Annotated in this window: 19 protein-coding genes and 2 pseudogenes; 11 read left to right on the top strand and 10 right to left on the bottom strand. The window is 65.8% G+C overall.

Translation table 11 applies throughout. From position 1 onward, the window contains the following. The 10 genes and pseudogenes from L324_RS13845 to L324_RS13805 all read left to right on the top strand — a co-directional run bounded on the left by L324_RS13845 (position 1) and on the right by L324_RS13805 (position 13,786). Positions 1-2,157 carry a TrbL/VirB6 family protein gene (locus L324_RS13845; protein WP_037307065.1) on the top strand — a complete coding sequence of 719 codons (2,157 nt, stop codon included), beginning with the start codon at positions 1-3 and terminating at the stop codon, positions 2,155-2,157. Continuing rightward, on the top strand, positions 2,154-3,311 hold the full coding sequence (locus L324_RS13840) for a PrgI family protein (protein WP_037307063.1): 1,158 nt from the start codon (positions 2,154-2,156) through the stop codon (positions 3,309-3,311). Before L324_RS13845 ends, L324_RS13840 begins: the two co-directional genes overlap by 4 nt. After that, the gene (locus tag L324_RS13835) at positions 3,308-5,218 is read left to right on the top strand and encodes a VirB4 family type IV secretion system protein (protein WP_037307061.1); all 1,911 of its coding nucleotides are present in this window, start codon (positions 3,308-3,310) and stop codon (positions 5,216-5,218) included. The genes L324_RS13840 and L324_RS13835 overlap by 4 nt, the downstream gene beginning before the upstream one ends. Positions 5,219-5,280: 62 nt before the next feature. Next, positions 5,281-5,484: pseudogene (locus L324_RS43580) on the top strand (GP88 family protein); the annotation flags it as partial. A 427-nt stretch (positions 5,485-5,911) separates the two neighbouring features. Then, a complete protein-coding gene (locus tag L324_RS42985) occupies positions 5,912-6,577 on the top strand; it encodes a hypothetical protein (RefSeq protein WP_037307059.1) in 666 nt (221 codons plus the stop codon). A 250-nt stretch (positions 6,578-6,827) separates the two neighbouring features. Beyond that, complete coding sequence (locus L324_RS13825) at positions 6,828-8,012, top strand: radical SAM/SPASM domain-containing protein (RefSeq protein WP_161780857.1); 1,185 nt, start codon at positions 6,828-6,830, stop codon at positions 8,010-8,012. Between the two features lie 518 nt (positions 8,013-8,530). After that, positions 8,531-9,175: pseudogene (locus L324_RS13820) on the top strand (GP88 family protein); the annotation flags it as partial. A 36-nt stretch (positions 9,176-9,211) separates the two neighbouring features. After that, on the top strand, positions 9,212-11,713 hold the full coding sequence (locus L324_RS13815; protein WP_037307055.1) for a helicase HerA domain-containing protein: 2,502 nt from the start codon (positions 9,212-9,214) through the stop codon (positions 11,711-11,713). 65 nt (positions 11,714-11,778) lie between these two features. Then, the gene (locus L324_RS13810; RefSeq protein ID WP_037307053.1) at positions 11,779-12,804 is read left to right on the top strand and encodes a replication-relaxation family protein; all 1,026 of its coding nucleotides are present in this window, start codon (positions 11,779-11,781) and stop codon (positions 12,802-12,804) included. A gap of 16 nt (positions 12,805-12,820) precedes the next feature. Further along, positions 12,821-13,786: a C40 family peptidase gene (locus L324_RS13805; RefSeq protein ID WP_037307052.1), complete on the top strand. Its 966-nt coding sequence runs from the start codon at positions 12,821-12,823 to the stop codon at positions 13,784-13,786. A gap of 284 nt (positions 13,787-14,070) precedes the next feature. On the opposite strand, the gene L324_RS42350 is transcribed toward L324_RS13805, so the two are convergent. After that, positions 14,071-14,883: a hypothetical protein gene (locus L324_RS42350; RefSeq protein WP_152546849.1), complete on the bottom strand. Its 813-nt coding sequence runs from the start codon at positions 14,881-14,883 to the stop codon at positions 14,071-14,073. Positions 14,884-15,732: 849 nt separating this feature from the next. Here L324_RS42350 and L324_RS13800 point away from each other — a divergent pair. Next, positions 15,733-18,240 carry a hypothetical protein gene (locus L324_RS13800; RefSeq protein WP_152546848.1) on the top strand — a complete coding sequence of 836 codons (2,508 nt, stop codon included), beginning with the start codon at positions 15,733-15,735 and terminating at the stop codon, positions 18,238-18,240. 611 nt (positions 18,241-18,851) lie between these two features. Here L324_RS13800 and L324_RS13795 read toward each other — a convergent pair. From L324_RS13795 to L324_RS13750, 9 genes are all read right to left on the bottom strand, one after another. Further along, the gene (locus L324_RS13795; protein ID WP_037307047.1) at positions 18,852-19,358 is read right to left on the bottom strand and encodes a hypothetical protein; all 507 of its coding nucleotides are present in this window, start codon (positions 19,356-19,358) and stop codon (positions 18,852-18,854) included. A 19-nt stretch (positions 19,359-19,377) separates the two neighbouring features. Further along, positions 19,378-19,635, bottom strand: coding sequence for a hypothetical protein (locus tag L324_RS13790; RefSeq protein WP_037307045.1), 258 nt, complete (start codon positions 19,633-19,635; stop codon positions 19,378-19,380). A gap of 837 nt (positions 19,636-20,472) precedes the next feature. Then, complete coding sequence (locus L324_RS13780; RefSeq protein WP_037307042.1) at positions 20,473-23,385, bottom strand: BTAD domain-containing putative transcriptional regulator; 2,913 nt, start codon at positions 23,383-23,385, stop codon at positions 20,473-20,475. Further along, a complete protein-coding gene (locus L324_RS13775; protein WP_037307041.1) occupies positions 23,382-23,795 on the bottom strand; it encodes a hypothetical protein in 414 nt (137 codons plus the stop codon). The genes L324_RS13780 and L324_RS13775 overlap by 4 nt, the downstream gene beginning before the upstream one ends. Next, complete coding sequence (locus L324_RS13770; RefSeq protein WP_037307147.1) at positions 23,792-24,205, bottom strand: TadE/TadG family type IV pilus assembly protein; 414 nt, start codon at positions 24,203-24,205, stop codon at positions 23,792-23,794. Before L324_RS13770 ends, L324_RS13775 begins: the two co-directional genes overlap by 4 nt. A gap of 32 nt (positions 24,206-24,237) precedes the next feature. Further along, positions 24,238-24,594, bottom strand: coding sequence for a TadE/TadG family type IV pilus assembly protein (locus tag L324_RS13765; RefSeq protein WP_235783530.1), 357 nt, complete (start codon positions 24,592-24,594; stop codon positions 24,238-24,240). Positions 24,595-24,707: 113 nt separating this feature from the next. Then, a complete protein-coding gene (locus L324_RS13760) occupies positions 24,708-25,130 on the bottom strand; it encodes a hypothetical protein (protein WP_037307036.1) in 423 nt (140 codons plus the stop codon). Between the two features lie 45 nt (positions 25,131-25,175). Next, positions 25,176-25,430, bottom strand: a complete 255-nt coding sequence (locus L324_RS13755) for a hypothetical protein (protein ID WP_037307034.1) — start codon at positions 25,428-25,430, stop codon at positions 25,176-25,178. A gap of 22 nt (positions 25,431-25,452) precedes the next feature. Beyond that, entirely contained in the window at positions 25,453-26,430 is a 978-nt protein-coding gene (locus L324_RS13750) for a hypothetical protein (RefSeq protein ID WP_037307032.1), read from the bottom strand. Positions 26,431-26,463: the final 33 nt, after the last annotated feature.

Here is a 26,463-nt window from a genome sequence, read left to right as displayed (position 1 = left end):
ATGACCAAGTCCCGGCGCGCCCCCGCGCTCGCACCCGACCACGGCGAGGCCGACACGCGCGTGACGGTCCGCGGACGCATCCTGCTCAGCCCGTCCGGCTCGGACGGGACCGGCCGTCCGCGACGTCGCCTGCTGCGGCTGCTTCCGCTCGGCGTGGCCGTGGTGCTCGGCTGTCTTCTCGCGGTCGGCGCGTGGGCCTCGCCGGAGCCTTCGTCGCCTCCTGGCGGGTCGCAGGCCGCGGTGGCGCAGCAGCAACCCGAGCTTCCCCTGCCTCTCCCGACCGTCGCACCGGGCGACACGTGTGCGCCGGGTTCGCCTGACCCGACATGTCATTTCCCGACCGGGTCGCCACGGCCGTCGGTCCCCGCGACTCCGCTGCCGCCGATCACCGAACTGCCGGCACCGGAGAGCTGTTTCCCCGGCCAGATCGGCTGCGCACCCGGCGAACCGGGCCCGGCTCCGACCACCAGCTCCGGTAGTCCCTGTGTCGGTGAAGGGTGCATCCCGCAACCCAGCTCCCCCGCGCCGTCCACGCCTCCGGGGCCGACCGGGCCGGGCGCCGACGGTGACGACCCGGACTGCGGGATCACCAACATCGAAGGCTGCATCAACAAGGCCATCAACGCGGTGTTCCGCGAGCTGGTCAAGTCCGCGCTCGACCCTCTGCTGAAACTGCTGGGCGACACCGCGTTCAGCACGCCGACGCTGGATTCGCTGCCCGGCGTGACGAACCTGTGGAACAACTCCTGGCTGATCGTGCTGGCCTGCTACAGCGGGCTGATCATGATCGGCGGGATCATCGTGATGTCGCACGAGTCGGTCCAGAGCCGCTATTCGATCAAGGAGATCGCGCCCCGTCTCGTCATCTCCTTCATCGCCTCGATGCTGTCGCTGTTCGTCATCGACAAGGCGATCCGGCTCGCGAACGCATTGTCGACCGCGGTCCTGTCCGGCGGGGCCGATCCGCCCAAGCTCGGCGACAACCTCACCCAGTCGATCAACGGCACGTACTCCGCAATGGCCTCCGGCGGGCTGTTCGTCATCCTGCTGCAAGTCGTCCTGGTCATCGCCGTCATCGCGCTGCTGCTGGTCTACGTGGTGCGGGTGATCATCACGCTGCTGCTGACCGTGTCCGCCCCGCTGTGGGTCGCCTGCCACGCCCTGCCCCATACCGACAGCATCGCCCGCTGGGGCTGGCGGGCGACCGGAGCGACGCTTGGTATCCAGGTTGCCCAATCGCTCACGCTGATCGTCGCGGTCAACACCTTCCTCAACGGCAGCACGAAGTTGTTCAGCTCGGTCGGTGGCGGTCTGATGATGCTCTTCGCCGTCCTCGGACTGCTCTACATCCTGATCAAGATCCCGTCCTGGTTCCTCTCCGCCACGAAGCTCGGCGGAGGCGGCCGCTCGTTCCTCGGCGGCTTGGTCAAAGCCGTGATCGCCGCGAAAACCTTCGGCGCCATCGCCGGACGCTCCGGCGGATTTGGCGGGTCCCGCGCAGCCGGCGTCGCCACGACATCTTCCAGCCGCGGCGGGACTGGGCGTGCCCGTGTCGCCGACCCGCCCTGGCCGCCGCAACCGCGGCTGGCCCCGACTCCGGAAGCGGTGAACAAGCGCATGCAACAGCACTACGACGCCGAGCGGCTGCACGCCGCCCAGCAGCCGCGCGTCCCCTCGCAAGAACCGAAGTTCCTGCAACCAGGGCCGCAGACCACGACGCGCGACCCCGCCGTCCATCCCGCTCCGTCAGGACCTCCGCCGAAGCCGGAGTTCAGTTCGGCGCCCCGGCCCGCCGTTCCCCTCCCGCCGTCCCGCGGTGGTGGGCGGCGCGTGGCGAACCCGCGATTCCAGACGGCGAATCCGTCACGCCGCCCAGGGAACGGGCAGGCGCCCGCGCGGCCGGTCGGTGTCGCGGCGGTCCCGCCGCACTTGCGTTTCAAGCCCGCAGCGCCGGAACCGCGCCACCTCTCGCGCCCAGTCACGCCCGCGACCGCGACGCCGTCGGCACCGGTGTTCCGGACCCCGCACCCCGAACCGCGCCCCGCAGACGCCCGGCCGCGCACTCCGGCCGCTCCCCCGGTCGCGTTCCGTGCACCGACTCCGCCACCGCTTGCGCCCGCGCCGAAGCCCTCGTCCCGTGGAGGTACGAAGTCATGACCCAGCCCGTACGCATACCGTCCGACGTCGACCGCGAGGACCGCGTCCTCGCCAATCTCACTGCGCGGCAGCTGGCGATCCTCGCGGTGACCGGGGTCGTTCTCTACGGCGGATGGTCCCTGGCCCGCGGCGCGGTGCCGCTGCCGTTGTACCTGATCATCGCGGTCCCGGCCGGAGTCGCGGCCGCTGTGCTGGCGCTGGGTCAGCGCGATGGCATGAGCCTCGACCGGCTCCTGTTCGCGGCCATCCGCCAGCGCATGCAACCCCGGCATCGGGTCGCCGCGCCCGAAGGAGTCCGTCCCGCGCCCGACTGGCTGACCAGCCACGTCGCGGCGAGCGATGCCACCGGCGCGGCGGACGGTGCCCAGGTGTCTCCGGCCGCGCTGCGACTGCCCGCGGAAGGCGTCACCGAAGCCGGTGTCATCGACCTCGGGTCCGACGGCGTGGCCATGGTCGCGGTTGCCAGCACCGTGAACTTCGCGCTCCGCACCCCAGGCGAACAGGAAGCTTTGGTCGCGTCGTTCGGCCGGTACCTGCACTCGATCTCCGCGCCCGTGCAGATCCTCGTCCGCGCCGAGCGGCTCGACCTGAGCCACCAGATCGACGACTTGCGAGAGGCCGCTCCCGGGCTGCCGCATCCGATGCTCGAAGCGGCCGCGCGAGAGCACGCGACCTACCTCGACCAACTCTGCCGCTCGACCGATCTGCTGCGCCGTCAAGTGCTGATCGTCCTGCGTGAACCGGTGCGCGCGGCCGGTCCGACCGACGGGCTCGGCGGCGCGTCACCGCTGGCTGTCCTGCGGGCACGCCGCCACGCCAACCGCAGCGACACGGTCACCGAGAGCGCGCTGCGGTCCGCGGAAACCCGGCTCGTGCGGCGCCTGGGCGAAGCCATCGAACTGCTCTTCCCCGCCGGGATCACGATCACCCCGCTGGACGCCGGGCAGGCCACCGCCGTCCTCGCCACCGCCTGCAATCCCGACACCCTCATCCCGCCTTCGGCCGGGCTCGCCGGCGCAGACGAGGTGATCACCACCGCCGCCGAACCCGAGGACGAACCACCCCTCCGAACCCCAAGGAGCCTCGGGGAGCCCACCCGCCGCGCGGCACCGGAGGCAACAGCACTCGACGACTGGGAGGGCGACGACCTATGAACAGGAAAACCAGCCACACTCGAGGACGCGCCCGGCGAACCGCGGCGACACCGGCGGGCGGGGCGAGCGCGTTCACTCCGGACTCGCTCTCGGTCGCGCCGCGGCATCTGGAGATCGGCGGCGAGTGGGTGTCGTCGTTCGCGATCTCCGGCTACCCGCGCGAAGTGCACGCGGGATGGCTTCAACCGCTGCTGTCCTATCCCGGACGGGTCGTTGTCTCGCTGCACATCGAGCCGATCGACCCGGTCACCGCCGCCAACCGGCTCAAGCGCCAGCTGTCCAAACTGGAATCCGGGCGACGGCACAACAACGAAAAGGGGCGGCTGCTGGACCCTATGGTCGAGGCCGCCACCGAAGACGCCTACGACCTGTCCGCCCGCGTCGCCCGCGGCGAAGGAAAACTCTACCGGTTCGGCCTGTATCTGACCGTGCACGCCACCAGCGAACCCGATCTCGCCGAGCACGTCGCCGCCGTCCGGTCCCTCGCAGCATCTCTGCTGATGAACGCCCAGCCCACCACCTACCGGTCACTGCAAGGCTGGGTCTCAACCCTGCCGCTCGCACTGGACCTCATCGGCATGCGCCGCACCTTCGACACCAGCGCGCTGGCCGCCGCGTTCCCGTTCACCTCACCGGACCTTCCGCCCGCCGACCCGACCAGCGTCGCCGCACCGGACGGCGTGCTCTACGGGTTCAACATCGGCAGCCAGGGCCTGGTGCACTGGAACAGGTTCGCCGCGGACAACTACAACAGCGTCGTCCTCGGCCGGTCCGGCGCAGGGAAAAGCTACCTCGTCAAACTCGAAGCGCTCCGCTCGCTCTACCGGGGAATCGAAGTCGCGATCATCGACCCGGAAGACGAATACCGCCGGCTGTGCGATGCGATCGGCGGCACCTACATCCGCCTCGGCGACCCGGGAGTCCGCATCAACCCCTTCGACCTGCCGATCGCGACCCGCCCCGACGGACGCCGCACCGCACCGAAGGACGCGCTGACACTACGCATCCTGTTCCTGCACACCGTGATCGGCGTCCTGCTCGGTACAGAACTGTCCGCGCACCAGCGCGCCGTGCTCGACCGCGCGATCCTGGCCACCTACCAGCAAGCCGGGATCAGCAGCGATCCCCGGACCTGGGGCCGACAGGCACCGCTGCTGGCCGACATGTCCGCGACCCTGACCGGCACCGGTGATCCGGTCGCGGCCGATCTCGCGTCCCGGCTCCATCCGTTCGTCGACGGCGCATCCTCTGCGATGTTCGCCGGACACACCACCACCAGGCCCGAGGGCCACCTGACCGTCTTCAGCCTCCGCGACCTGCCGGACGAACTGCGTGCGATCGGGACCCTGCTCACCTTGGACACGATCTGGCGGCGGGTCTCCAACCCGGCCATCCGGCGACCGCGGCTGATCACTGTCGAGGAAGCGTGGCTGCTGATGCAGGACCCCGCGGGGGCGCGTTTCCTGCACCGCATGGCCAAAGCCGCCCGGAAACACTGGGCAGGCCTGACCATCGCCACACAGGATGTCGGCGACGTCCTCGGCACCGAGCTGGGCAAGGCGATCATCGCCAACGCCGCCACGCAGATTCTGCTCCGCCAAGCCACCCAAGCGATCGACGAGATCGTGGCGACGTTCAACCTGTCCGACGGGGAGAAACAATTCCTCGTCTCCGCCGACAAAGGACAAGGCCTGCTCAGCACCGGGACACAGCGAGTCGCGTTCCAAGCCCTGGCCTCGCCCCAGGAGAACGCGCTTGTCACCACCGATCCGGCCGAGCTTGCTGCGTATGCCGAATCCGGTGTCGAGGCCGGCGACAGCGTGTTCGTTGACCTTGACGGCATCGATACCGAGCCGGCGTTCGACGAGGACGCCGATCGTCACATCGACCTCGATCCCGCCGCCTGACGCTAGGGCCTCCTTAGCCGCTTCCTTTTCCTTGCTCTGCCCGTCTTTGTGTGAGGTGCCGTATGTCTTTACCCATCACGAAACCCGCTAGTACCAGCCGGCCCGCGCGGCTGCTGACGCAGAACCGGGCGATGCGCGCCATCGGCGTCTGGAACTGGACACTGCCCGCGCTCGCGGCTCGGCTGCCCGACGGACGAACACAGGTGACGTGTCCCGCGGCCTCGGCATGCGCGCAGATCTGCTACGCCCGCTCTGCGCGGGAATTGCCGGGGCGCCGCACTCCCGGTATCGGAGAATTACTTCCGTATCAAATACGCGCGATTTGACTTCCGAGCGGGCTGCAGTCAGCCTAGAGAAATAGGTGACCATCGCCACACGTCGGAGCTGCCGTACTCTGCAATTAGTAGTAACGAAGCTGAACGACCATGTCGATCAATATGACACTAAGCAGTGGCACACATTGACACTTCGGTCACTGTTGTTAGAAACTGACCATCAGCTTCTTCCAGTGGTTGACATTCGCAGTCTTTCGCAAGCAGGTCATCCGTAGTAAATTGCGGGTCGTAGGACGGATCGCCCGATCTGGTTCCGGGAAGCTTTCATATCTGGGCCCGAATCTGCAGGAGAATGGGGTCTCCGATGACACATGAAGCCCGAGAGCGCCTGTACCTGGCTCCCCACGATCATGAACGAGTGATCGTTGTACTGTCCGACAAGGCCCGCTCGTCGGCTTTCATGCTGACCTCGTCAGACTCGGCTGTGCTCTCACCCGACGCCGCCGACATCCTCTATCGCGAATTCATGATCGAGGAGGACGCTGCGAACGCCGGTGGCGGCGCATGGCGCGACCGATATGACAGCGACTGGGGACAGGCCGTCGTTGACGAGCAGGTCCTGCGCAATGTCGACGCACAACCGGAGCGCGGGCATGTCAGCGTCTCGGAGGTGGGCCCGGGCCAGATAATAGCTCCGAACCCGACCGAAGGGGCAGACGACATCACCGTCGAGGTGGCCGGCACCGTTACCCGACGGCTGATCAACCGCACCGAACTGTACTGGTTCGAAGCTGACACCGACTTGGCCGCGACCTACGGCTATGCCGTACCACGGCAGGCAGCTGGCGCGATCGCCCGTGGGGACATGTTCAACACAAAGCTGATGGCCCGCCGGGTGGGGGGTGGTCTTGGCGTCAGCTGCGCCGGGTGCGCAGTATGCGCAGTGTGCGGCGGTTGCGCTGGCTGCGCGATCTGCGGCCCAAGCCCGGCTGCCGCCCTAGGGCTGGTCGGAGTAGACACAACACTCGGCATCGTCGGCGTCGCCGGCAGTTCCCTTGCGGCTGAAGCACTCAGAGATCATTGAGGGGTTCCCTGTGTCGACCGACGGCAAATATCCCGTCCCGCAGCCCGGCTACGAGCTCCATCTGACAAATGGCGAATGCACCCTTATGCACATCATCCGTGCCTCAGGCCTGCCACGGTCCCGGCTCGGGATGGCGGCATACGATCAATGGCAGCTCCCAACCTTATCCGCGCGGGTCCTGTCACTCTGCGACGGTACGAGAACACTCGCCGAGGTCACAACTGCCACGGGCCTGCCTTCCTTGGCCATCATGAGTAGGATCACCGACGATCTCGCAGCCATCGGCGCGATTGCCCTGGAGGATTACCCCGACAGGACAACGCCAACATTCGTTACCGGCAACTTGTCGTCCCAGGCACCGATGCACATGAGCGTGGAGATCACCGATCATTGCAACTTCACCTGCGACCACTGTTACGTGTCCGCGTCTCCGCAGCGGAAGGCACGGCGCGCCCAGGACGACCTGATCAGTCTGTTCGACACGATGTGGGCCAACGGCGTGAAGGTCGTCGAGCTCACCGGCGGCGAGTGCACCACGCACCCGCAGTTCTGCGAGATTCTTAGATATGCCGCCGAGACCTTCCACCTCGTCGCGATCGTCAGCAACGGCTACCTGTTGGGCAAGCGACCGAGCCTGTGCGCGCACGTAGCGTCCCTCGAAAACGTCTCCGTGCAAATCAGCATCGACGGAGACCGCGAGTTCCACGATACCTTCCGCAAGAAGAAGGGTGCTCACGACGCCGCGTGGACAGCGATCCGCGCCCTCAAACAGGCAGGAGTGATTGTTCGGGTCGGCATGAGCGTGACCGCCGACAACGTGCAGTACATCAGTAGCGTTTTCGACGCTGCCAAAGCAGCTGGTGTGGACTCGCTGGCCGTGACTCCTGTCGCTGCGTTCGGCCGGGCCGGGGAACTCGGCCTGTGCTCGTCGGGCTCGGACGAGCAGGTCCAACTCGGCATCGCCGAAGCGCTGGCGGGCCATGCGGACGACCCGATCTTCGACGCAGGCCGGATCGGCTCGGAGATGATGGCAGAGCGGGGGCACACGAACTGTGGCGCGGGCTGGCGCTCTTTCGGCATCAACGGGGCCACCGGTGAAGTTCGATCGTGCCTCTATCTGACAGACAGTAAGAAGTTTGGCAGTGTAGACGAGGTGGACTACGCTACCTTGTTCGCAAGCCCTGAGATGTCGATGTTCCGAGACGCGCCCTCACCATCACCCCACCTTGAGACCTGTCATGGTTGCGCCTACATTGGCGAGTGCGTCGGGTGCTTCGCGAAAGCGTTCCGGGTATCAGAGTCAGAGTACCCGGAGTGTCCGTGGCGTGCGAAATATTTTCCCGGAATGAAGCTCGACATGCCCGGGCACGCTGCCAACCACAGCACGTTCATCCCGTTGACCGCTCTTCGGTCCAGCCTCTCGTCGGCAAACTGACTACTCGTCCCGCGGATCGAGGGGCCCGCCTTTGAGCCTCGGTTCTGACCAGGAATCTCGACGTCGGTTCTCCGGCAACGGCGACGGCTTTCATGCCGAGCGACCCGTGCTCGCGAACGCCGACGTCACTGCTGTCACGAGCCTCAGTTGCCGGGTCCACTCATCCTAGCTCTTCCTCCGATTACGAAGCTGCTGCTCCAGATGGAGGGCCCGCAGCACAGTGAGGACGAACGGCCTAGCCTAAGACCGAGCAGCGGCGACAATCGGCGCTCAGACGGGCCAGGTGCCGTCAGCATTCGCAGACATAGCCAGGGGGCGTCTGACGCGCTAAGTGACGCAGAGTCACTCTGCCCTGGCCTGGGCTCGAAGGTCCGCTCACTCCCATTGGCCGCCACGGACGACACCAACTCACCACGCGAAATCTAACTAACGCTGCCACCGTCATGAACCCGCCGAACCACCACCACGACGCAATGCCCTAGAACTCCGCAAGTTCTGACATCCGGGGTTGCCAGTACAACGGAACCTATCGCTTTCCTGCCGTGAAAGCCCGCCACCAAGCCAATCTCGCCTTCGTCCTTGACGATCTTCCCGGCTGGGAATCGACCATGATCCGCGAACTCTCAGCCCCACGATTCACCGGGAAATTCATCCGCGTCCACGACGCCGGAGACTTCTTCGACGACCCCTACACCCTGGCATGGTGCCGTGTCATGCACGCCTGCCCGGACGTAACTTTTTACGCCTATACCAAGGAAGTCCTTCGGTTCAAGCGGCTGATCGAGCCGGATCCGCCCGGCAACTTCCTGTGGGTCTACAGCTACGGCGGCAAGGAAGACGCCCACATCGACCCCAGCCGGGACCGGATCGCCGACGTGTTCCCCGACACCGACGCCATCACCGCGGCCGGATGGTCCTCGCAGGAAGCATCCGACCTGTTGGCCGTACTCGGCCCTCGGCTCGTCGGAGTTCCTGCGAACAACATCCCGCACTTTCTCAAGCGGATGGACGGGCGGCGGCCGTCGGAATGGCAGGCCGAAATCGACGCGAACCGTGCCCGCAAACGACGTCGACACCTCCGGCTCGTACCCGGCACAGGCCCGGCAGCGCCGTCGCCGCAGAGCCGTCCGCGCCCGACGAACGCCGATCGCCACGCAGCCTGAGTCCCTCTGATTTACCCAGTGCAGAACGGAGTTCTGATGCCTACTGCCCTATCCGTGGCCGCTTATGCGGAGGCGTTTACCTCGCCGTTGCAGGACTACCTCCGTGATCCCGGTGGCGCGGTGCACGCGGTATTCCCCGCGTTGCGAGACGTCGTCGTGTCGTGGGGACCGGTCGCCGGTCCCGTGCTAGCTCTGGCCTGGACCGGCGCCGTCTTCGGGCGCCGGTGGTGGATGCGACGGTGCCATGACCGGATTGCCGCTGGAGCCAGGCTGGTCACGGTGCTGGCTCCGCCCACCGTGGACCCGGACGGTGCCGAGGCGCTGTTCTCCAACCTGGTTGGGCTCTTGCGTCCCGGCTGGAAACGCCGGTTCCACGGCCAGCCGCACATCGTGTGGGAGTACGTGTTCTCCCGTGCCGGTGTCGCCGTGCGCGTGTGGCTGCCGGGGATCGTCCCGCCCGGCATGGCCGAACGGGCGATCGAGGCGGCATGGCCTGGAGCCCACACCCGGACCACCCCGGCCAAACCACCGATCCCGGAATCCGCACCTGCGGGGAAAGTCGTTGAGGCTGTCGGTGGGGAGATACGCCTGGCTCGCAGCGAAGCGCTGCCGATCCGCTCCGACTTCCCCGCCGATCCGGTCCGCGCCCTGCTCGGCGCACCGGCAGGGCTGGGCGCCCATGAACGCGCGGTCGTCCAGATCCTCGCGCGACCGGTCACCGGTGCGCGTGTCCGCAAGGCCCGCCGAGCCGCCCGCCACGTCCGCACCGGAAGCTCCGCGAAACTGGCCGGTCGCCTCCTGGACCTGATCACCCCGCACACGAAGGGACGCAAACCCCGAACCAGCGCAACGAAGCCGGTCACCGATCGCCAGACCGTCCTGGAGACCTCGTCCCTAGACCGGGTCATCGTGGCCAAACAGCGCGGACCCCAGTACGAAACCTGCGTCCGCTACGCCGTCGCCACCCTCGTCGGCAAAGATCTGACTGGCACTGACCATTCGCCGGTGCGGGAGCACCTGGCCGGACGCGGCCACGCCATCGCCAGCGCGTTCGCGGCTTTCAGCGAGCACAACTACTACCGCCGCGTCCGACTCGCCCGTCCGATCCAGGCCGTCGCTGAGCGCCGCCTCGCCGACGGCGACCTGCTCTCCATCACCGAGCTGGCCGCGCTCGCGCACCTCCCGACAGACGACGCCATACCCGGCCTGCAGCGTGCCGGAGCACGAGCGGTCCCGCCGCCACCGGGCATCGCCACCGGTGGCATGGGAGTGAAACCGATCGGGGTCAGCGACTCCGGACATTCCCGGCCGGTCGGACTGCGCATCGCGGACGCGCGCCATCACCTGCACCTGCTCGGGGCCACCGGCAGCGGTAAGAGCGAGCTGATGGCGCGGATGATTCTCGACGATGCCGACGCCGGCCGCGGCCTAGTGGTCATTGACCCGAAGGGCGACCTCATAACCGACGTTCTGATGCGGCTTCCATTGCGCCTCGGAGAGAGAGTCGTGCTCTTCGACGCCGACAGCCGGTGGCGGCCTCCGGTGATCAACCCGCTCGAGGGCGCCGATACCGCCCGGACAGTGGATGACTTGGTGTCGATCTTCTCCCACGTGTACTCCTCCAGCTGGGGACCGCGCACCGAGGACATCCTGCGATCCGGACTACTAACTCTGCGAGAGCTCCCCAAGACTCCGGTGTTGACGGACCTGCCGAAACTGCTGACGGTGCCGAGTTTCCGGCATCGCGCCCTCGAAAAGGTCACCGATGACGTCCTGCAAGGATTCTGGAGCTGGTACGACGACTTGTCCGACGCCAGCAAGGCCCAAGTCGTCGCGCCGTTGATGAACAAGCTCCGCGGCCTGCTTCTGCGCCCGTTCGTCCGGGCCTCCCTGGCAGGCGGCGCATCCACCTTCCACATGGACACAGTCCTCGACGGCGGGATCTGCCTGGTCCGGCTGAGCAAAAACTCGCTCGGGATCGACACTGCGCGGCTGATCGGCTCGATCGTGGTCGCCCGAACCTGGCAAGCCGCCACTCGACGAGTGCGAATTCCCCAGCACGAGAGGCTCGACAGCTCGCTCTACATCGACGAATGCCACAACTTCCTGTCCCTCGCATACCCCATCGAAGACATGCTCGCAGAATCCCGCGGCTACCGGATGTCGATCATCCTGGCACACCAGTACCTGCGCCAGCTCACCCCTGAGCTGCAGGAAGGCATCAGCGCCAACGCCCGCTCGAAGGCCATCTTCTCAGCGTCGCCCGAAGACGCACGCATCCTCGCCCGGCACACTGCCCCGCAGCTCTCCGAGCACGACCTCGCCAACTTGGGCCGCTACCACATCGCCGCGCGACTGGTACTCAATAGCGAGGAAGCACCCTCCTTCACCGCAGTCACCGAGAAGCTCCCGCCGGCCATTCCCGGACGCGCTAAGGAGATCCGCAAACTCGCACGGACCAACGCTAAGGCTCCGAGCACACCGCGCCCTGCCGAACATGCACGCCCCGCGGAGTTCGATCCCCGGCGTGCCGCCTGACTCCGGCGCTCGCCATCCCCTCATTGGAACCAAGGCCGCGCGTTGGCGCGTTTGGAGGTCACCAGATGAAGATCAGCAACCCCACCCCGCAACGGCAACTGCGAGCACACCGGCCGGAACGTCCCGCGCCACGGGTGCTGAACAGCGCCGAGCACCATGCCTGGCTCGCCCGGCATCTCACCGACCGCGACCGCTGGCTGTGCCGGATGTTGTTCGAGCACCACGTCCTTACCAGCACGCAGATCGTAGACATCGCCTTCCCCGGACGTCGTGCCGCGAACCTGCGCCTGCACAACCTCTATCGGTGGGGCGTCGTGCACCGATTCCAGCCACACCGGTCCCTTGGCTCGTACCCGATGCACTACGTCCTCGATACCGCCGGAGCCGTCGCGCTCGCCCACGAAGACGGCCTTCAGATCAAAGACCTCGGCTACAGCCGCGAACGCGAGGTGGGCCGCGCTTTCTCCCTCCAACTCGCCCACACCGTTGGCTGTAACGCGCTCTTCACCACCCTGATCCGCGCGGCCCGCCAACCCGAGGCCGCCGGAAAGCTCACCACCTGGTGGTCGGCGGCCCGGTGCGGACGACATTGGGGCGACATCGTCACCCCGGATGGCTACGGCAGGTGGCGTGAAGCCGGACGGGAGATCGAATGGTTCGTCGAGTTCGACTTCGGGACAGAGACCCTGCCCCGTCTGGCGAGCAAGTTGGTCCGCTACGAGCGCCTCGCCGACGCCACGGGTATCGCCACACCCGTTCTGGTCTGGGTTCCCACCGCCGCCAGAGAAGCCAACGCGCGCCGCGTACTGGCCGAAGTCCTGCGAGGTCTCGATAGCCCCGCGCGAGTGCCAGTGGCGACGACGAGCGGCGAGTCCTCCGCTGATCCACTCGACATGACCGCATCCCGGTGGCTCCGGGTCGATGACTCCGGTGCCCTTGGACGGGTGGCTCTGGCCGAGCTTCCGAAGCTTTGGCCGCATTCATCTGTATCCCCGCCGTCGAGCGGTGGGCGCAACCTCGATGCCGCGCGACCGGGACTGGAGCCTCCCACGCCGATGCCGCCAGCCGTTTCCTCACGCCTTAACAGCTAAGGGGGTTCCTTAAGCGATGGCTAAGCTCGCTCTAGCCGGCATCGCGTTCTTCGTCGTGCTGCTCCTTCTCATCGGCGGAAGTGCGATCGCCGTCGTCCAAGCAGTGTTCGGCAGCTCCGCACAACGCACGAGTTGTATCCCCGTCGGCGCAACCGGCACACCGACAGCCGGATACGGCTCCGAAGAAATAGGCCACGCGGCGACGATCGTCGCCGTCGGCAAGCAGATGAACGTTCCCGAAAAGGGCTGGGTGATCGCGATCACGACCGCGATCACCGAGTCCCGACTGCGCAACCTCACCTACGGCGACCGCGACAGCGTCGGACTCTTCCAGCAACGCCCCTCGCAAGGCTGGGGCTCCGTCGACCAAATCATGAACCCCAACTACAGCAGCGAGCAGTTCTACTGGCACCTCCTAGCGCTACCGAACTGGCAGAGCATGACCGTCGCCGAAGCAGCACAAACCGTACAGCGGTCCGGCTTTTCCGATCGCTACGCGCAGTTCGAACCAGTCGCTCGCCAGATCGTCGCAGCAGTCCACGGCGCTGCCTGCACAACCAGCGGAACAGGCGACTGCGACGCAATCCAGGCGCCCACCCCCGCCGCGACGGCCGCGATCACCTACGCATGCAGTCAACGTGGTCTTCCCTACGTCTGGGGCGGCGATGGTCCGGACGGCGGGCATGACGGTTTCGACTGCTCCGGACTTACCAAGGCCGCCTACGGGGCAGCAGGAGTACCGCTTCCTCGCACCGCACACACTCAGTACAAAGCTGGCCCCCAGGTCCCGCTCAACGAGCCACTGCTACCCGGCGATCTCGTTTTCTACGGGACGCCAGCTAGAATTCACCACGTCGGCCTCTACATCGGAAACGGCAAGATGATCAATGCCCCCACGTTCGGCCATCCGGTTCAGATAGACGACTACCGCTCACCAGGGGACGACTACGCGGGAGCGACTCGCCCAAGCTTTTCAGAATAATTGTAGTTTTCGGCGGAAACATGACATGTTCCGCGCCTAAATGATACGTTTCTGGTCTTCTGATCAGATGCCATGGAAAGTTTTCCAGGCCACCTCGCTGCAGTGCGTGTTCCAGTACGCCGTGTAGTCGAAGGGTCGTGCCCGTTGTCTGCGTTTCAGCCGAAGTCTCCGGAAGTCAAGGAGGTGGTAGTGGAGTCGGTTCGGTCGAGCGATGTAGTGAATCTGTTGCCGTGGCGTAGTTTCCGGTCGTAGACGCCTACCCTTAGAGGCTCGTTAACGCGTCTTCATATTAGCCCACCACGCCTCAGTCGCCGCCGCTCCAAGGACTGCTTCATGCAGGCTGCAATAATGGAGGTTAGGGCAATAATAGAAGCCATCAGGGCGACCCGATCTGAAGGTTCTGGAACTAGAACCAAGTAAATCAAGGGAACTCCAGCCGTAAGGCTCGCCATCGCGGCGTCGCCCCACTGCCCTCGGCTATAGAAAGCCAATATCTCAGGGTCCATTTCCCGATGTGATTTAGGTAGAATCCTGAGCCCGAGGAGTATCGCAGCTGTGGCTGCCGCGCCAAATGAGGAGAAGCTAATTAGCCACCACCGTATCGAGTCGTGCGCATTAGTCCTTATGAGGGACGCGAACAGTCCGCATTGCGCGAGAAAGGAGGCGATCAACGCCGCGGCGTGCACGAAGTCGATCTCGTTGGGTATCACCTTCGAACCGGTCAACGTGGATAAATACACGAGCACTACAGCAAAGACTCCAGTTGTCCAAAATAGCCAAATGCTGATTAGAAGATCTCCTGATGCGGGAGTCGACATTAGAGTTGGTAACGCAGATGCGGCGGCACCCAACGCGACGCCAGTAAGAATAGTGAGAAGTAGGCGAAAACCGGCGATATTGTCTTGAGTTTCACTTCGGATTGGTCCGTCTTCGGCCATCGATGCCAAGACTGACGACATCTCACGGATATTTTCTGCGCGTTTATTTCGGCGTTCTCGCTGACCGACCAATGCTGCCGCCACCAGAAGTGAGGCGATAAAGAGCTTCAAGGTTAGACTATGGTCATGCTTTCGAACGCGCGCCATGCTTTTCTCCACGAACCCTAGCGAGCCGACATCGTGACCTATAACGCGCGGACGTCTAAGATCGTTACACAGATAAGTCCTTGCTCTGGATTTGATTGTCCTTGCTCACCCATTTGGTTCAATCTTCGAGGTGTCGACCTATAGGGCCGAGATGGATTTAAGGCTGCAGTCATGCCGGCTGGTCTCGACGTCAAACCGACAATCCATGAGAAGACACGTGCAGAGGGCCACGGGCGCAGGCTCGCCCGCGAGCACAGCCGTTACAGCCAGCGCGACACGCACTCCTCCATGTGTCCGAACGGTCGCGTCTGCGCGCGGCGATCGATCAAGTGGTGCAGACGCTAGCTGCCTACGGAGCGGTCACGTTGCACGGAAACACCAGGCCATACGATCAAATTTGGTCGTGTTGCACGGTATGTACAATAATAGAAAATTTACTTTCCGTATCTAAATTTCGAAACTCGAACCGCTCGATTCTGCCCGCCGATGCGGCTCCGAACACGGACCGTGCATCCAGTTACCAGGGACATCCGCTACAGTTTACACAGGCCAGACCAGGGCGACCCGGCCTGATACCCAATGCTCCGAATGCGTGGCGAGGCGATGTATGAACTGAGCAGGGCTCGACTGTTCCAGGTTGGCCCCCGTGGCGCGTGGTTTGACGACGTCACTGTCGACTTCAGGGACGGCGCCGCCACGTCTGATTCGGCCCGAGCCCCGGCCCCGGCGGTAGTGCTAGTCGGCGAGACCGGTGCGGGCAAAACCGTCCTACTCAATCTTGTAGAATCGGTCCTCACACCTCAAGACCCCAGAGCTTCCCGCGATCAACTCTCCTTCGCGCGCCCAGGCCGTTTATCGCACGTGATCGTGGAGTACCAGAGTCGAGCGGGAAGTCAGGTGGTGGTCGGCATGGTCATGACCGCCGAAGTGGAGTCGCCGCATATTCCGGACTCGGTACGTCGGAGCTGGTATGCTTTCGCACCCACCGAACAGCTGAGCCTGGACGCGCCCCCAGTCAACGCCGCGGACATGTCGTTCGACGATGTCGCCAGTCGAGTACGCGCAACGCCGGTCGAGGAGTCCGGGCCGAACTGGTTTTCGTCTCATGACGACCTCCACACGCACTTGTACGACTTAGGCTTTCCCATCGACCTCTATAACTCTCGCGGGGGAACCAGAAACCTGTGGCGCTGCGCAGAAAGAGGCTTTGGCCGCATTGACCGAGAGCTCCTCCGCGAGGTGATACCAGCCGGAATAGTTGATCGACTCGCCCGCCGCGTAGAAGCGTGTCACAACGTACCCTCAGATGCGCTGGATGCCTTGCGGGCCGACCTGTTCGCAGTGGCCCAAGAGGTGCTTTCCGCCTTTCAAACCGTTGGGCAACTGGCTGCATTTTCAAGCTCCAACACCGACGGTCCGATCGTCGAAATCCACATCGACTCCGTCTCGATCAGTCACCCGCCTGACGCTCTCGTCGACCATTTGACCCGCCTCGGCGGCCATTTGACCTCCAGTGCGCGTTACCCGCATGATGTCGAGGACCTCGTGCTCGATGCCCTAGAGCAGATGTTCGGTGGCGATATCGAGTTCGGCCTCTCCCGCCACTCCACTACTTACAGATCTTCCTCCGTCAGGATGCTCTCCGGCCATGAATCATTCTTGGCCACCTGGGCCTATTTCCTCGTTATGGCATTGATCAAGAGCGGGCAGCCAGCGCAACGAGACGGCGACGTTGTCGGCACACTCTTTCTGGACGAGCACATTTGGCCGCACGATGATCCAATATGGCTATCCCGAGCATTCAACATTAGTCGCGCCATGGGCTTTCAGGTGGTACTGACGGCCTCTGACCTCAATCTGGGATTGGCCGCCGTCGATGTAGTTATCGGTGTTAGGACAGAATCCGCCAACCAGGTTCGGAAGGCCGCGGTCGCCACGCACACTCGCACTGGGATTTGGGGCAGTCACCCCCAAATTGGGAATGATCCCGGCGAAGAAGTCATGGAGCACGTCCCACTTACCGATGTGTTCAGGTTCGTATCACCGAACGACCATCCAATCGGAGAATCCGCGCTTGGCGTAGGCGACATCGCGCTATCGACGTTCGTCACTCCCTTAGCGTTCGGACCAGTCGTCCGGGAAGACCGGATTATGACCGACGCTCTCGTCGTCCTTCGCCCCGTCCGCGAGTTAGACCAACGCGAGAGACTATTCTATCGCCGCTACTTCAACAGCGAAGCTTTCACTGCACGCTTCGTCGGCTCTGACGGGATCGCCTGGCTGCGACCGTGGAACCTCAGCGGCCTGCGCATCCCGCGTCCGGACAAGGCCACCTTGCACGCGCTGTCCGAACTCACCAGCGCCGCGCGGCAATTCTCGCTGTGGAGTCACGAAGCGGAGCACGCTGTACACAGCTACTTCAAGTGGGACAACGTGGCGGTCGCACGCTCTCACATGATCGACGCCGGCCGGCTCACCAGGCAGCGCAGGGAAGCTGGCAGCCTAATCGACGCACGCGATTCACGCCTACGAACTACGCTGCCTTTCCCCCTCGCCACCAGGTGGCGTGCTGTCCAGGCCGCCCCGTACGACCATAGCGCGTACACCCTCGTCCTGGAGTGCGCGGAGGCCGTGCTTGCCTACTGCGCAGTGCTCGGCCTAGTGCTGGCCCGCGCAGACGGTCTCCCCCTCGGACCACTGCGTCAACAGGCCAACCGATTCGCGAAGGGCGGCAGCGGACCCACGTTCGGCACCTGGGGAACCATCGTCAGCTACTTCGCCACGGCAAAGCCGTTCCGCGGACTACCAGCTGATTCGCCACTGGTGCACTTCGCCGGACTAGCAAGACCAGAGGTCAGCGAAGCAATTGCCGCGAACAAGCGCCGCCGCGACCACAATGCGCATCGCAGGCGCCCTAGTCCGCACGAGACGCGGTCCGCAGTCGAGGACGCCAAGAACGACCTGTTGATCCTGCTGGAGGCAGTCGAATGGCTCGTGGACTTCCCGCTGCGTCATATCGAGCGCTCCCGCTGGGACACCTTTGAGAAGCTGTCACACTTGTCCTTCCGCGAGCTTATGGGGGACCACAACGTGGTCCCCCTCCACGATGGCACCGTCGACCACATCATCGAGGCCGACAGTCCGTACGCGGTCGACCAGTTCGGCCGGTATCACCTTCTCCGACCGTTCTTTGTGTCTCTGCCTTGTGACAAGTGTGGCCAGCTGACCGTATTCGTCATCGACGCGTGGGACCCGACCACGGAAACGGCCACCTACTTGGCGCTGGACCACGCTCACACGATCGAATTGGCCAACCAGCGTGGCACACTAGAACAAGTCGGCCTGCTACCGCCCCCGACTGTGCCCTGATGCGGTATCGATCGTTGCTCTCTGGAGTCGACTGCTCAAGATCGGGTCCAGCGGCGGATGCGCGGATCCCAGGTTGCGGTGTTGTAGAGACGGTTGAGGTCGGGAAGGCTGGGATCCGCTTCTTGCATCCAGCCGAACTCGATACATTCAAGCATCCCGGACATCAGGCCTGTCCACACGTCCTGGGGACAACGGCAAGACGGGCCATGACCATTGCGCTGTAGACCGGTGGTCAAGCAGCGGGCGACCTCGCAGCGGCATACGTGCACTTGTCCGATCTCGACGTGACACGCGGGGCACGTCTCTTCCGGAGGGATGGAAGCTGGGTCGAGGCTGGTGGATCGTGCAGTCATGGGCTTCTCCAAGTTCCTTGTTGCGGGTTCGAACGGCCCGCACTCCGTCCGCTTGCTCTCACGGGACGGCGAAGCGACATAGGGCAAGGACTTCAAGGGGGCCGAGGGCCTCCGTAAATGGCAGCCGGCGCTGTCGGTAAGGAAGGGGCCAGGTTTGGTGGAACGACTGTGCTGCCGATGGTCTGCGAGGGCATGAGGTCGGCGCGGGGTCGCCTCATCGCGTTCCCGCGCCGACCGTCACCAACCGAAGTCCCAGGTTCAGCTCGTCGTTCTCTCCTTGAGGCTCTTCAGCACGGAGCGAAGTGAAGCCGCAGGGAACTTGCTCGCGCCGTACTTCTCCGCCGCCCAGTCGAAGGCCCGTTGGACTACCGCGAGTGCCTCTAGCGGAGGGTGCGGCACGACGATGCTCCCGGTGCCGAAATGCCAGCCGTCCAGCAGGGCCGTGGGAACGGCGTGGCGTATGGCGTCCTGTTGGCGCGCCGTTACCGGTACGAGCGGCATCGTTCCTGTGATAGGTACTTCGCGTGGCTCCACCCGGATCCCGACGTCTCGCGCCCAGCAGTCGCTGGGGCGGCCGTTCGTGTCCCAGCGGACGTGAACCTCGGCCAGCTCCCGGTGCGGCTCGCGGCGATCTGGCCGGACGACGTGGAGGAATACAGCGCCACGCCCGTACGGGCCTGCGACCTTCACCGGCGAACCTGTTTCCAGTTCCTGTCCAGTGACTCGGTGAACGGCGACGTAGATGGTTCTCGTCTTCTGCTGCATGGGCCTTCCTCCTGAGTTGCTAGTCCTCGATGAGCACGGTGACGCTGGTGTTCGGCGGGCCGGTGACCTGGGCTGAGCGGTCCGGCCGGACGGTCACCACGATGGGGAGGTAGTTGAGGGCGAAGTCTCCGGCGCAGGATTCGTGGAAGCCGTAGAGCTCGTCCTCGTTCGGACGCCGCGCAAGCACTGCCTGCTGCTGCCGATTGAAGGCGTTGCTGCACCAGCGGCAGCGGTAGACACCGGCGTTCGTGGCGTCCTCGACCCCGTGGACGACCATGGGGCCGAGTTTCGCCGAGCACTAAGGGCGCCTTAGGTGTACTTAGCTGGCCACAGGGAGCGCTTAGCGGCCGCTAAGCGTCGTTCCCCATCTCAAGCAACGGCCAGTTGGTCCATAGTGGACAGTCATGCGCGCAGGACAGCACGGCGGCCAGCAAGCCGCCCCGCGGCCAGTGGCTGGCGGGGCGGAAGAATACTTCGGATGTCGGGAAGCCCTGGGATGCGAACGCAACCATCGCGCCCAACGTCACCGCCGAATCCAAACAGACGGAAGCCGACCACCCACCCGACAGACTGTTCAGATGCCTGCTGGCACCGAAGTTGGGAGGCACAGAGGAAAGGGGGCCGACGTACCTGTGCTGCGACAAGCACGTTCCCTGCCCCTTCCGCTCTAGCCGGTCCCCGGAGAGGAAGGCGGAAAGGAAGCTGGAGAAGTAGGCGGACAAGCTCTTGCCACCTTGATGGAGCGCCGACTTCTCACTGGGGAGTACTGCTGCCAAGTGAGACAGCGGCCCGCTCCCCCGGAGCCTCACCCAGCATCGCCCCGGGTCCCAGGCGAAGCCACGTGAGCACGTCATCCTGGTAGCGCCGCAGTACGTCCGCGAAGCTCGAACGTAGCTGGTCGCATGTCTTGCCTCGGCCGGGTTGTCGATCGCCGGCTCCGAGATCTCCTCGGACGGTGTGCTGGCATTGATTCCCAGCTGTGCGTTGACCCACCGGATGAACTCAAGTGGGGTTCCCGGCGTCGAGTAGTTGCCCTTCGAGCGCAGTGCGCCCGGCGATGATGGTCGCACCGAAGTTGGACGCGCGCGGGACGGCGACAGCTCGCTCAGTCGTGTCAGCTAGCTTGCCTGTCCGGGAAGGCGTTCCTCGGTTGCTGAAGTGCGGCGGCGAGGGTGACGGTGTCTCGGGCAGGATGCTCTCCGAGTTCGGAGAGCATCGTGGCGAGGAGCCGCAGCGTGCGCGGGACGCTGTCGTACTGGCCGAGACGGGCTTGGGTGCGCATGAGGTCCCGGTAGATCGCTTCGTTGTAGGGATCGAGCTGCCAGGCTTGTTCCAGCAGGGCGAGAGAGTGTTCGGGCGCGTCGCGACGAGTTGCGCGGATCAGGGTGCTGAACGCATCGAGGACGTCGCGGCGGAGCGCTTCGCGGGGTCCGTCGATCCAGTCGGCGGTGATGCCTTCGGCGAGGTCTCCGCGGTAGAGCGCGATCGCGGCGTTCAGCGCCTCGGTGGCCTCAGCCGGTGTGCTGGTTCGGCTGGCGGTGAGCGCATCGTGCAGCTGCCAGAGGTCGACGGTCACGAGCTGTTCGTTGAGGGCGTAGTGGCCGTCCTGGGTGGTGATGATGTCGAGGGCGTCATTCTCCGTGGCGCGGCGGAGGCTTCGGCGGAGCTGGGACAGCGTTGCGTGGAAGGTGTTGTAGGGGCGATCGGCCGGTGCGTCAGGCCAGAGCGCGGCGCTGAGGGTTTCGCGGCGGCAGCCTTCGCGGTGCAATGCCAGGTAGACGAGGATCTCCCGTTGTCGCGGCGCGAGCGCTTCGACAAGGTCGTACGGTTCGGGGCCGGTGCGGTTCAGGCGGAGACGGCCGACTACCTGCAACCGCAGCGACCGATCCGGGGATCGGTCCGCGGTGCGGGTCTCTACCGGCCCAATGTCCCGTTGCGTAGTTGGCGGAGCCGCTTCAGGCTCGTGTTCGGGACTGGCTTTACTGAATTCGTAGTCGGAGGTGGTCATGGCCACGCTATCGACGCATGCGGAGCGCTGTGACGGTTCGGCGCGGTCGGGCTCGGCGGCGTGGAGCAGTGCGAGCAGGTCGCGGGCGTCGGCGTCTGGGAGCGTGAAGAGCCGCGCGCCGGCGAGGTTGCCGGTGAGTGCCGGGGAAGCCGTGTCGACGATGCCGTCACCGGTCACGCGCACGGTGCCGCCGGGACGCCATGGGCCGAGGAGCAACCCTGTGAGGCCGAGGTGGGCTCCGGTCTCGAGGATGGCGTGCAGGCGCCGGTCTGCGTCCGCGCTGGGCGCGGCCACGATGAGAAAGGGCCCGGGGCGACTCGACGGGCGAGGTGTCTGGGTATCCGGGTCATTCCCGGCGAGGCTCTGGCCGTGCGTGCGGGCGAGCAGTTCGGCTTCCAGAGCGTCGAGAGCCGCGGGCAGGTCGTCGACGATTCTCAGCCGTTGCGGTACGTGGTCCGGGATGGTGTCCCCGAACAGGGAGCGGGCGACTGGGCGTGGGATGACGATCGTGGCGTCGAGTCCGTCGCTGGCGGCTTGCGCGAGCAGGGTGACGATGAGGGCCAGCGTGGAGGATCGGGCGCCGGGCCCGACGAGCCCGAGGCCTTGTGCCTGGGCGAGGTCGAGCGCGATGGTGTGTCCGTCCCGGATGCCGACCGTGGTCCCGGGTGTCTTCGGGTGTGCGGCGCGGACGACGGCCTTAGCTCGGTCGCGGGTGTCCAGCTCGACCTGCCGGGTGTGTCGGGAGTTCGTCGGTTCGGTCGCCGGAGTCTCCTGGTCGGCCGGAGGTTGCGTGGCGACGTCGTGAGCGATGCGCAGAGCGCGCACGACCGGCGATCCCGCAGGATCGCCGTCGGTTCGGACACCAGGCCGGTACCAGCGGCGACGTCGCATTCGGACCGTGACCGTCGCCAAGGTGATCAGAGCGGCCAGTCCGAGGCCGACGAACGCCCCGCCCGGCAGCGACACACCGCCGTCTCCGGACGCGGCGGGCTTCTGCAGTTCGTACCCGGGTGTGGGCGGGGGTGTTTGGCCGGTGGGGGATGGATCGTCCGGGAGTTCGGATGCAGGCACGCTCGGCGGTGGTTCCTGCGTTTCTGCCGGTGGTGCGGTTGGCGCGATGGCGGGTAGGGCGAGCGTCCAGCCGGGTAGGAGCTGGTCGGGGTGGCGCAGGGCACGGCCATCGGGCTGGGGCCGCCCGGCGTTGAGGGCGAAGAGCACGCGCCAGGCGTCCGGGTCGCCGAGGTGGCGCTCGGCGATGCCGGTGAGGGTGTCCGCGGGCTGCACGGTGACGGTCCGTCCGGTCTGCGAGGTGGTGGCGTGGCGCGGGGGAAGACCGGCGGCGTCTGGCGGGAGCAGCAGGGTCCAGGCGGGTACGAGGTCGTCCGGGTTGCCGGCGAGCAGGCCGGGGTTGAGCCGCACGATCTCGTGGTACCGCCTGCCGTCGCCAAGATGGCGTTCGGCGAGGTCCCACAGGGTGTCGCCGTGCACCACCGTGTACGGGATCGCGCCGTGCGTGGTTGTCGTCGCCGTGCCCGCGGCGGAATCGCGGGTCGCGCTGGCCGGGTTCGGGTGAGGCCGTGGTGGCGCGGTGGCCGCGGTCGGCGTGGCGGGGAGTCCGGACGCTGCCGCGGTGCCCGCGGACGTGGCGATCAGGACGGCGGCGACGAGCCCGGCGATCCACCGGCCGGTCGGGATCCGCCGCAGCGGGCTGCGGGCGGCTCGGCCGGTCTGGCGGATCACTTCGACGATCACGGATACGGTGAGGGCCAGCCAGCCCGTCCATGCCACGGCGACGATCAGCCAGATCACCAGGTCGCCGGTGATCCACGCCCAGCGCAGCGTGGCCCAGATCTGCTCGGGCCACTGGGTGATCTGTACCGGGTCTGGCCAGCGGTCGGGAATCAGGCGGGCGGGATCGGCGCCAAGGGCCAGCAGCCCGCTCGGGATACCGGCGACGAAGGCGAGCAGAGCCAGCGCGGCGAGCGTGCCGCGGACGCGCTGTACCGCCGGGGAGGTCATGGCAGTCCGCCGTCGCGGGTCCCGACACCGAGTTCGGCCACCGCGGTACCGGTGGCCTGCACACTACGGCCGAGCAGTCCGATGGGCGCGGGCTCGGTGACCGTGACCGTCACCCGGACCGTGCGGGTACCGGTAATGCTGACCTGGCCGGGGTGCCCGGTACGAGCGAGGTAGTCGCCCGCAGTCCGGGCGGCCGTGGCGGTGTCGATGCCGACCTGCGCGCTGCGGGTGTCCACGGCCGTGTTGGCGGCGCGGGCGGCTTCGGTGGCCAGGGCGTCGGCGCGGGCGATGGTCCGCAGCCGGGCGGAGCCGTCGACGACCAAGGCGAGCACGAACAGCAACGCGGGCACCAGGACCGCGATCATCACGCTGAGCGACCCGGCATCCCGTGGCCGTGCCACGGTGATCATGGCCGTCCCCGGTACGGATCGGCAGGGCTGGTAAACGAACTGGTGATCAGGCGAGTACCGCCGGGAACGGGGAGGGCGAGGTCGCTGAGCGCGACACGGCACGTCACACTGGCCCTCACCAAGCCTGCGCGGCCGACGGCGATCTGGCTGGCGTCGACCGACACACTGGTCTCCTGGCAGGTAATGCCCTCACGCCCGAGACGCTCACGAGCCACAGCCGCTCCGGCCTGCTGTGCCGAGTGAGGGCTGCGGGCGATCGACGCGGCGCGTGCAGCCGCTGTGGCGGCGTTGTCGACGGCTTGCTCCGCGGAGCTGACACGGGCACCCGCGATGATCAGCAGCCCGACGATGATCACGGCGGGCACGAGCACCGCGGCTTCGACGCTGACGGAACCCGTATCTGTCCGCAACCGACCGAGACGAAGCGCACGTGCATGGCGAGTCACGAGCCGCCCCCGGTCATCGACGTGGTGAAGCGCTCCTTGACCGCTCGCGCGCTCACTTCGACCCCGATATCAAGGCCGGGGATCGGCAGCAGCCGGACCGTCGTGCCGGACACCGCGACCTGGACAGTGTCGGCGGTCATGGTGGCACGAACCTCGGGTGAGGTCAGGACACCGGGGCCTGCGCGGTCGGCGAACGACCGTGCGGCGGCGGCCGCGACGGGTTGCGTGGCGCCGACAGGACGCCCGACATCCACACCGGCCTGTGCCGCGTGAGCGGCCACGGAGTGCGCGTGCCACCACAAGCCGCCTTGCACCACAGCGAGAATCAGCAGCAACACCAACGGAAACAGCACGGCCAAGCCGACGGACTCCACTCCCCTGTCGTCGTGAAGCCGTGCCCGCACGAATACCCGACACCGTGTCCATAGTGGCCGGTCGTCGTGACGGAGAGGGAATGTTGATGTCGTCACGACGCTACCGCCGGGAGAGGAACGGTGCCGCTGCGCGCGAGTGGAATGTCCTGCGCGGCGGCGACGTTGGTGTGCGCTGGCTGGGGTGAAGCGGCCGGCTTCCGGGCTTGGGTGGTCTTCGCAGGATTCGTTCCGGTGGACTTCTTCCGCTTGGCGCGTCCGGGTTTGGCGTTGTTAAGCCAGCGGGCGAGCTCGGTTGCGGGGACGTCGGTAAAGGCGGCCAGCTCGTCGATCTCGATCACGTCGCCGGACTCGGCCAGCACCTCACCCAGCTCGCGTTCGATGCCGCCGAGTTGCTCGGCCAGCTCGGCGTGGCGATCTGCCAAGTCACCGACGCGCCGTGCCGCGGCGGACCTCCTCTCACTCCGAGCAGTGTCTGCTATTTCGACACGTCGTTCGATCTCCTCAGCGGTCGGCATTGTGTGGTCTCCTTTGCAGTTAAGGGCTTCCTGGCACATACAGGTTCACTTGATCTGGCCTTGGTAAGTCTGGACAGCGGCACGGATGGCGAAGCCAAGCCCGATGGCCACGGCGAGGCCGATCGCGACGAGGACCGCCTTTTCCACGGACTCGGATCCGCGGTCTCCCGATGCACGGGCCCGCGTCCACTGGTCTTCTGCAGTGACGACGAAGCTGAGCACCCACACGGTGAGGAACAGCCCGAGCCGGGCGCCGCGTCGCCGGACTGTGGTCGCGCAGCGCTTGAGATGGTTAAGCATGAGTCTCGTTCTCCTTTCACGATTAAGTCGTTGGCCTATAAGGCTTACTAGTCGAATACTTGGACACGGCTGCCTCCTCGCGGTTAGCCATGTTGCTGATTCGCCCGACCGGAAGGCAACCTGCGCCGGGCCACTCGGACGGAGGTTGCTCCCACGGGAATGCCCCGGAATGCGTGATATCTCGTGCCGCGGTGACGTGAGCGAACACGTTTCGCGGCAACGCGTCGGAGTCCCGCGACAACCTGGTGAGGTGGTCTCGCCCCGGGATGGTGGCCAGCGTGTGACTGACGCGGGCAGCGAGATCGCGTCGCCGGAGTTTCTGTTCCCATGCACGACAGAGCACGACGCACCCTCGCACATGCCGCGCTACCTCCCGCAGGCTCGAATCGACGTCGTCGACCGCTCGCCGCGTCGCGGCGACCAGGTCATCGGTCGTGTCGAGCTCGGCAGCGACCTCCTGAGCAAGAGCACGGGCCTCGCGGCTGTGGTCGAGACAGCACAAAGTCCGCCACACCACTGTGTGGATCTCACCCGGCAATGCGGGATCGAGCCAGGCGAGCGCCGGGCTCCGGTACAGCTCCTTTACTCCCGAAAGCAACTCGGCTACCAGTTGGCGGGAATCTGCACCCAGGTCATCGAAATCGCGGCGCCGGTGGAACTCCCCTCGCCGAAGCCGGAGCCGCGGCACTCCTTCATACTCGAACGAGTTCTCTGTGGCTGGGCGGCTAAAGACACGCATGACACCGAGCACCAGTATTAGGGCCACCAAGCCGATGCCGAATTTCTCGCCGAAGCCGTGACCGGCGCTGGATACCTGTATGGCCAGCCCCGCGGCGAGAAGTCCTTTGAGGATGGTCAGAGGCCGGACGAGACCGAGGGCTTGCCTGCGCCGCCACTGCCACCTGGTGATCGCAGGATTGAGCAGCACGGTGGCATAGCCGTCGGGGAGCACGCAGTCAAGCACCGGCGGCACCTTTGCAGGCGATTCCTGGTGGCGCATCGTGCTTCTCCTTCAGCCGGGGTCGATTCGTTC

It is taken from the genome of Amycolatopsis orientalis DSM 40040 = KCTC 9412, assembly GCF_000478275.1.
Taxonomy (GTDB): domain Bacteria; phylum Actinomycetota; class Actinomycetes; order Mycobacteriales; family Pseudonocardiaceae; genus Amycolatopsis; species Amycolatopsis orientalis.
This window is presented reverse-complemented; position numbering and strand designations above follow the sequence as displayed.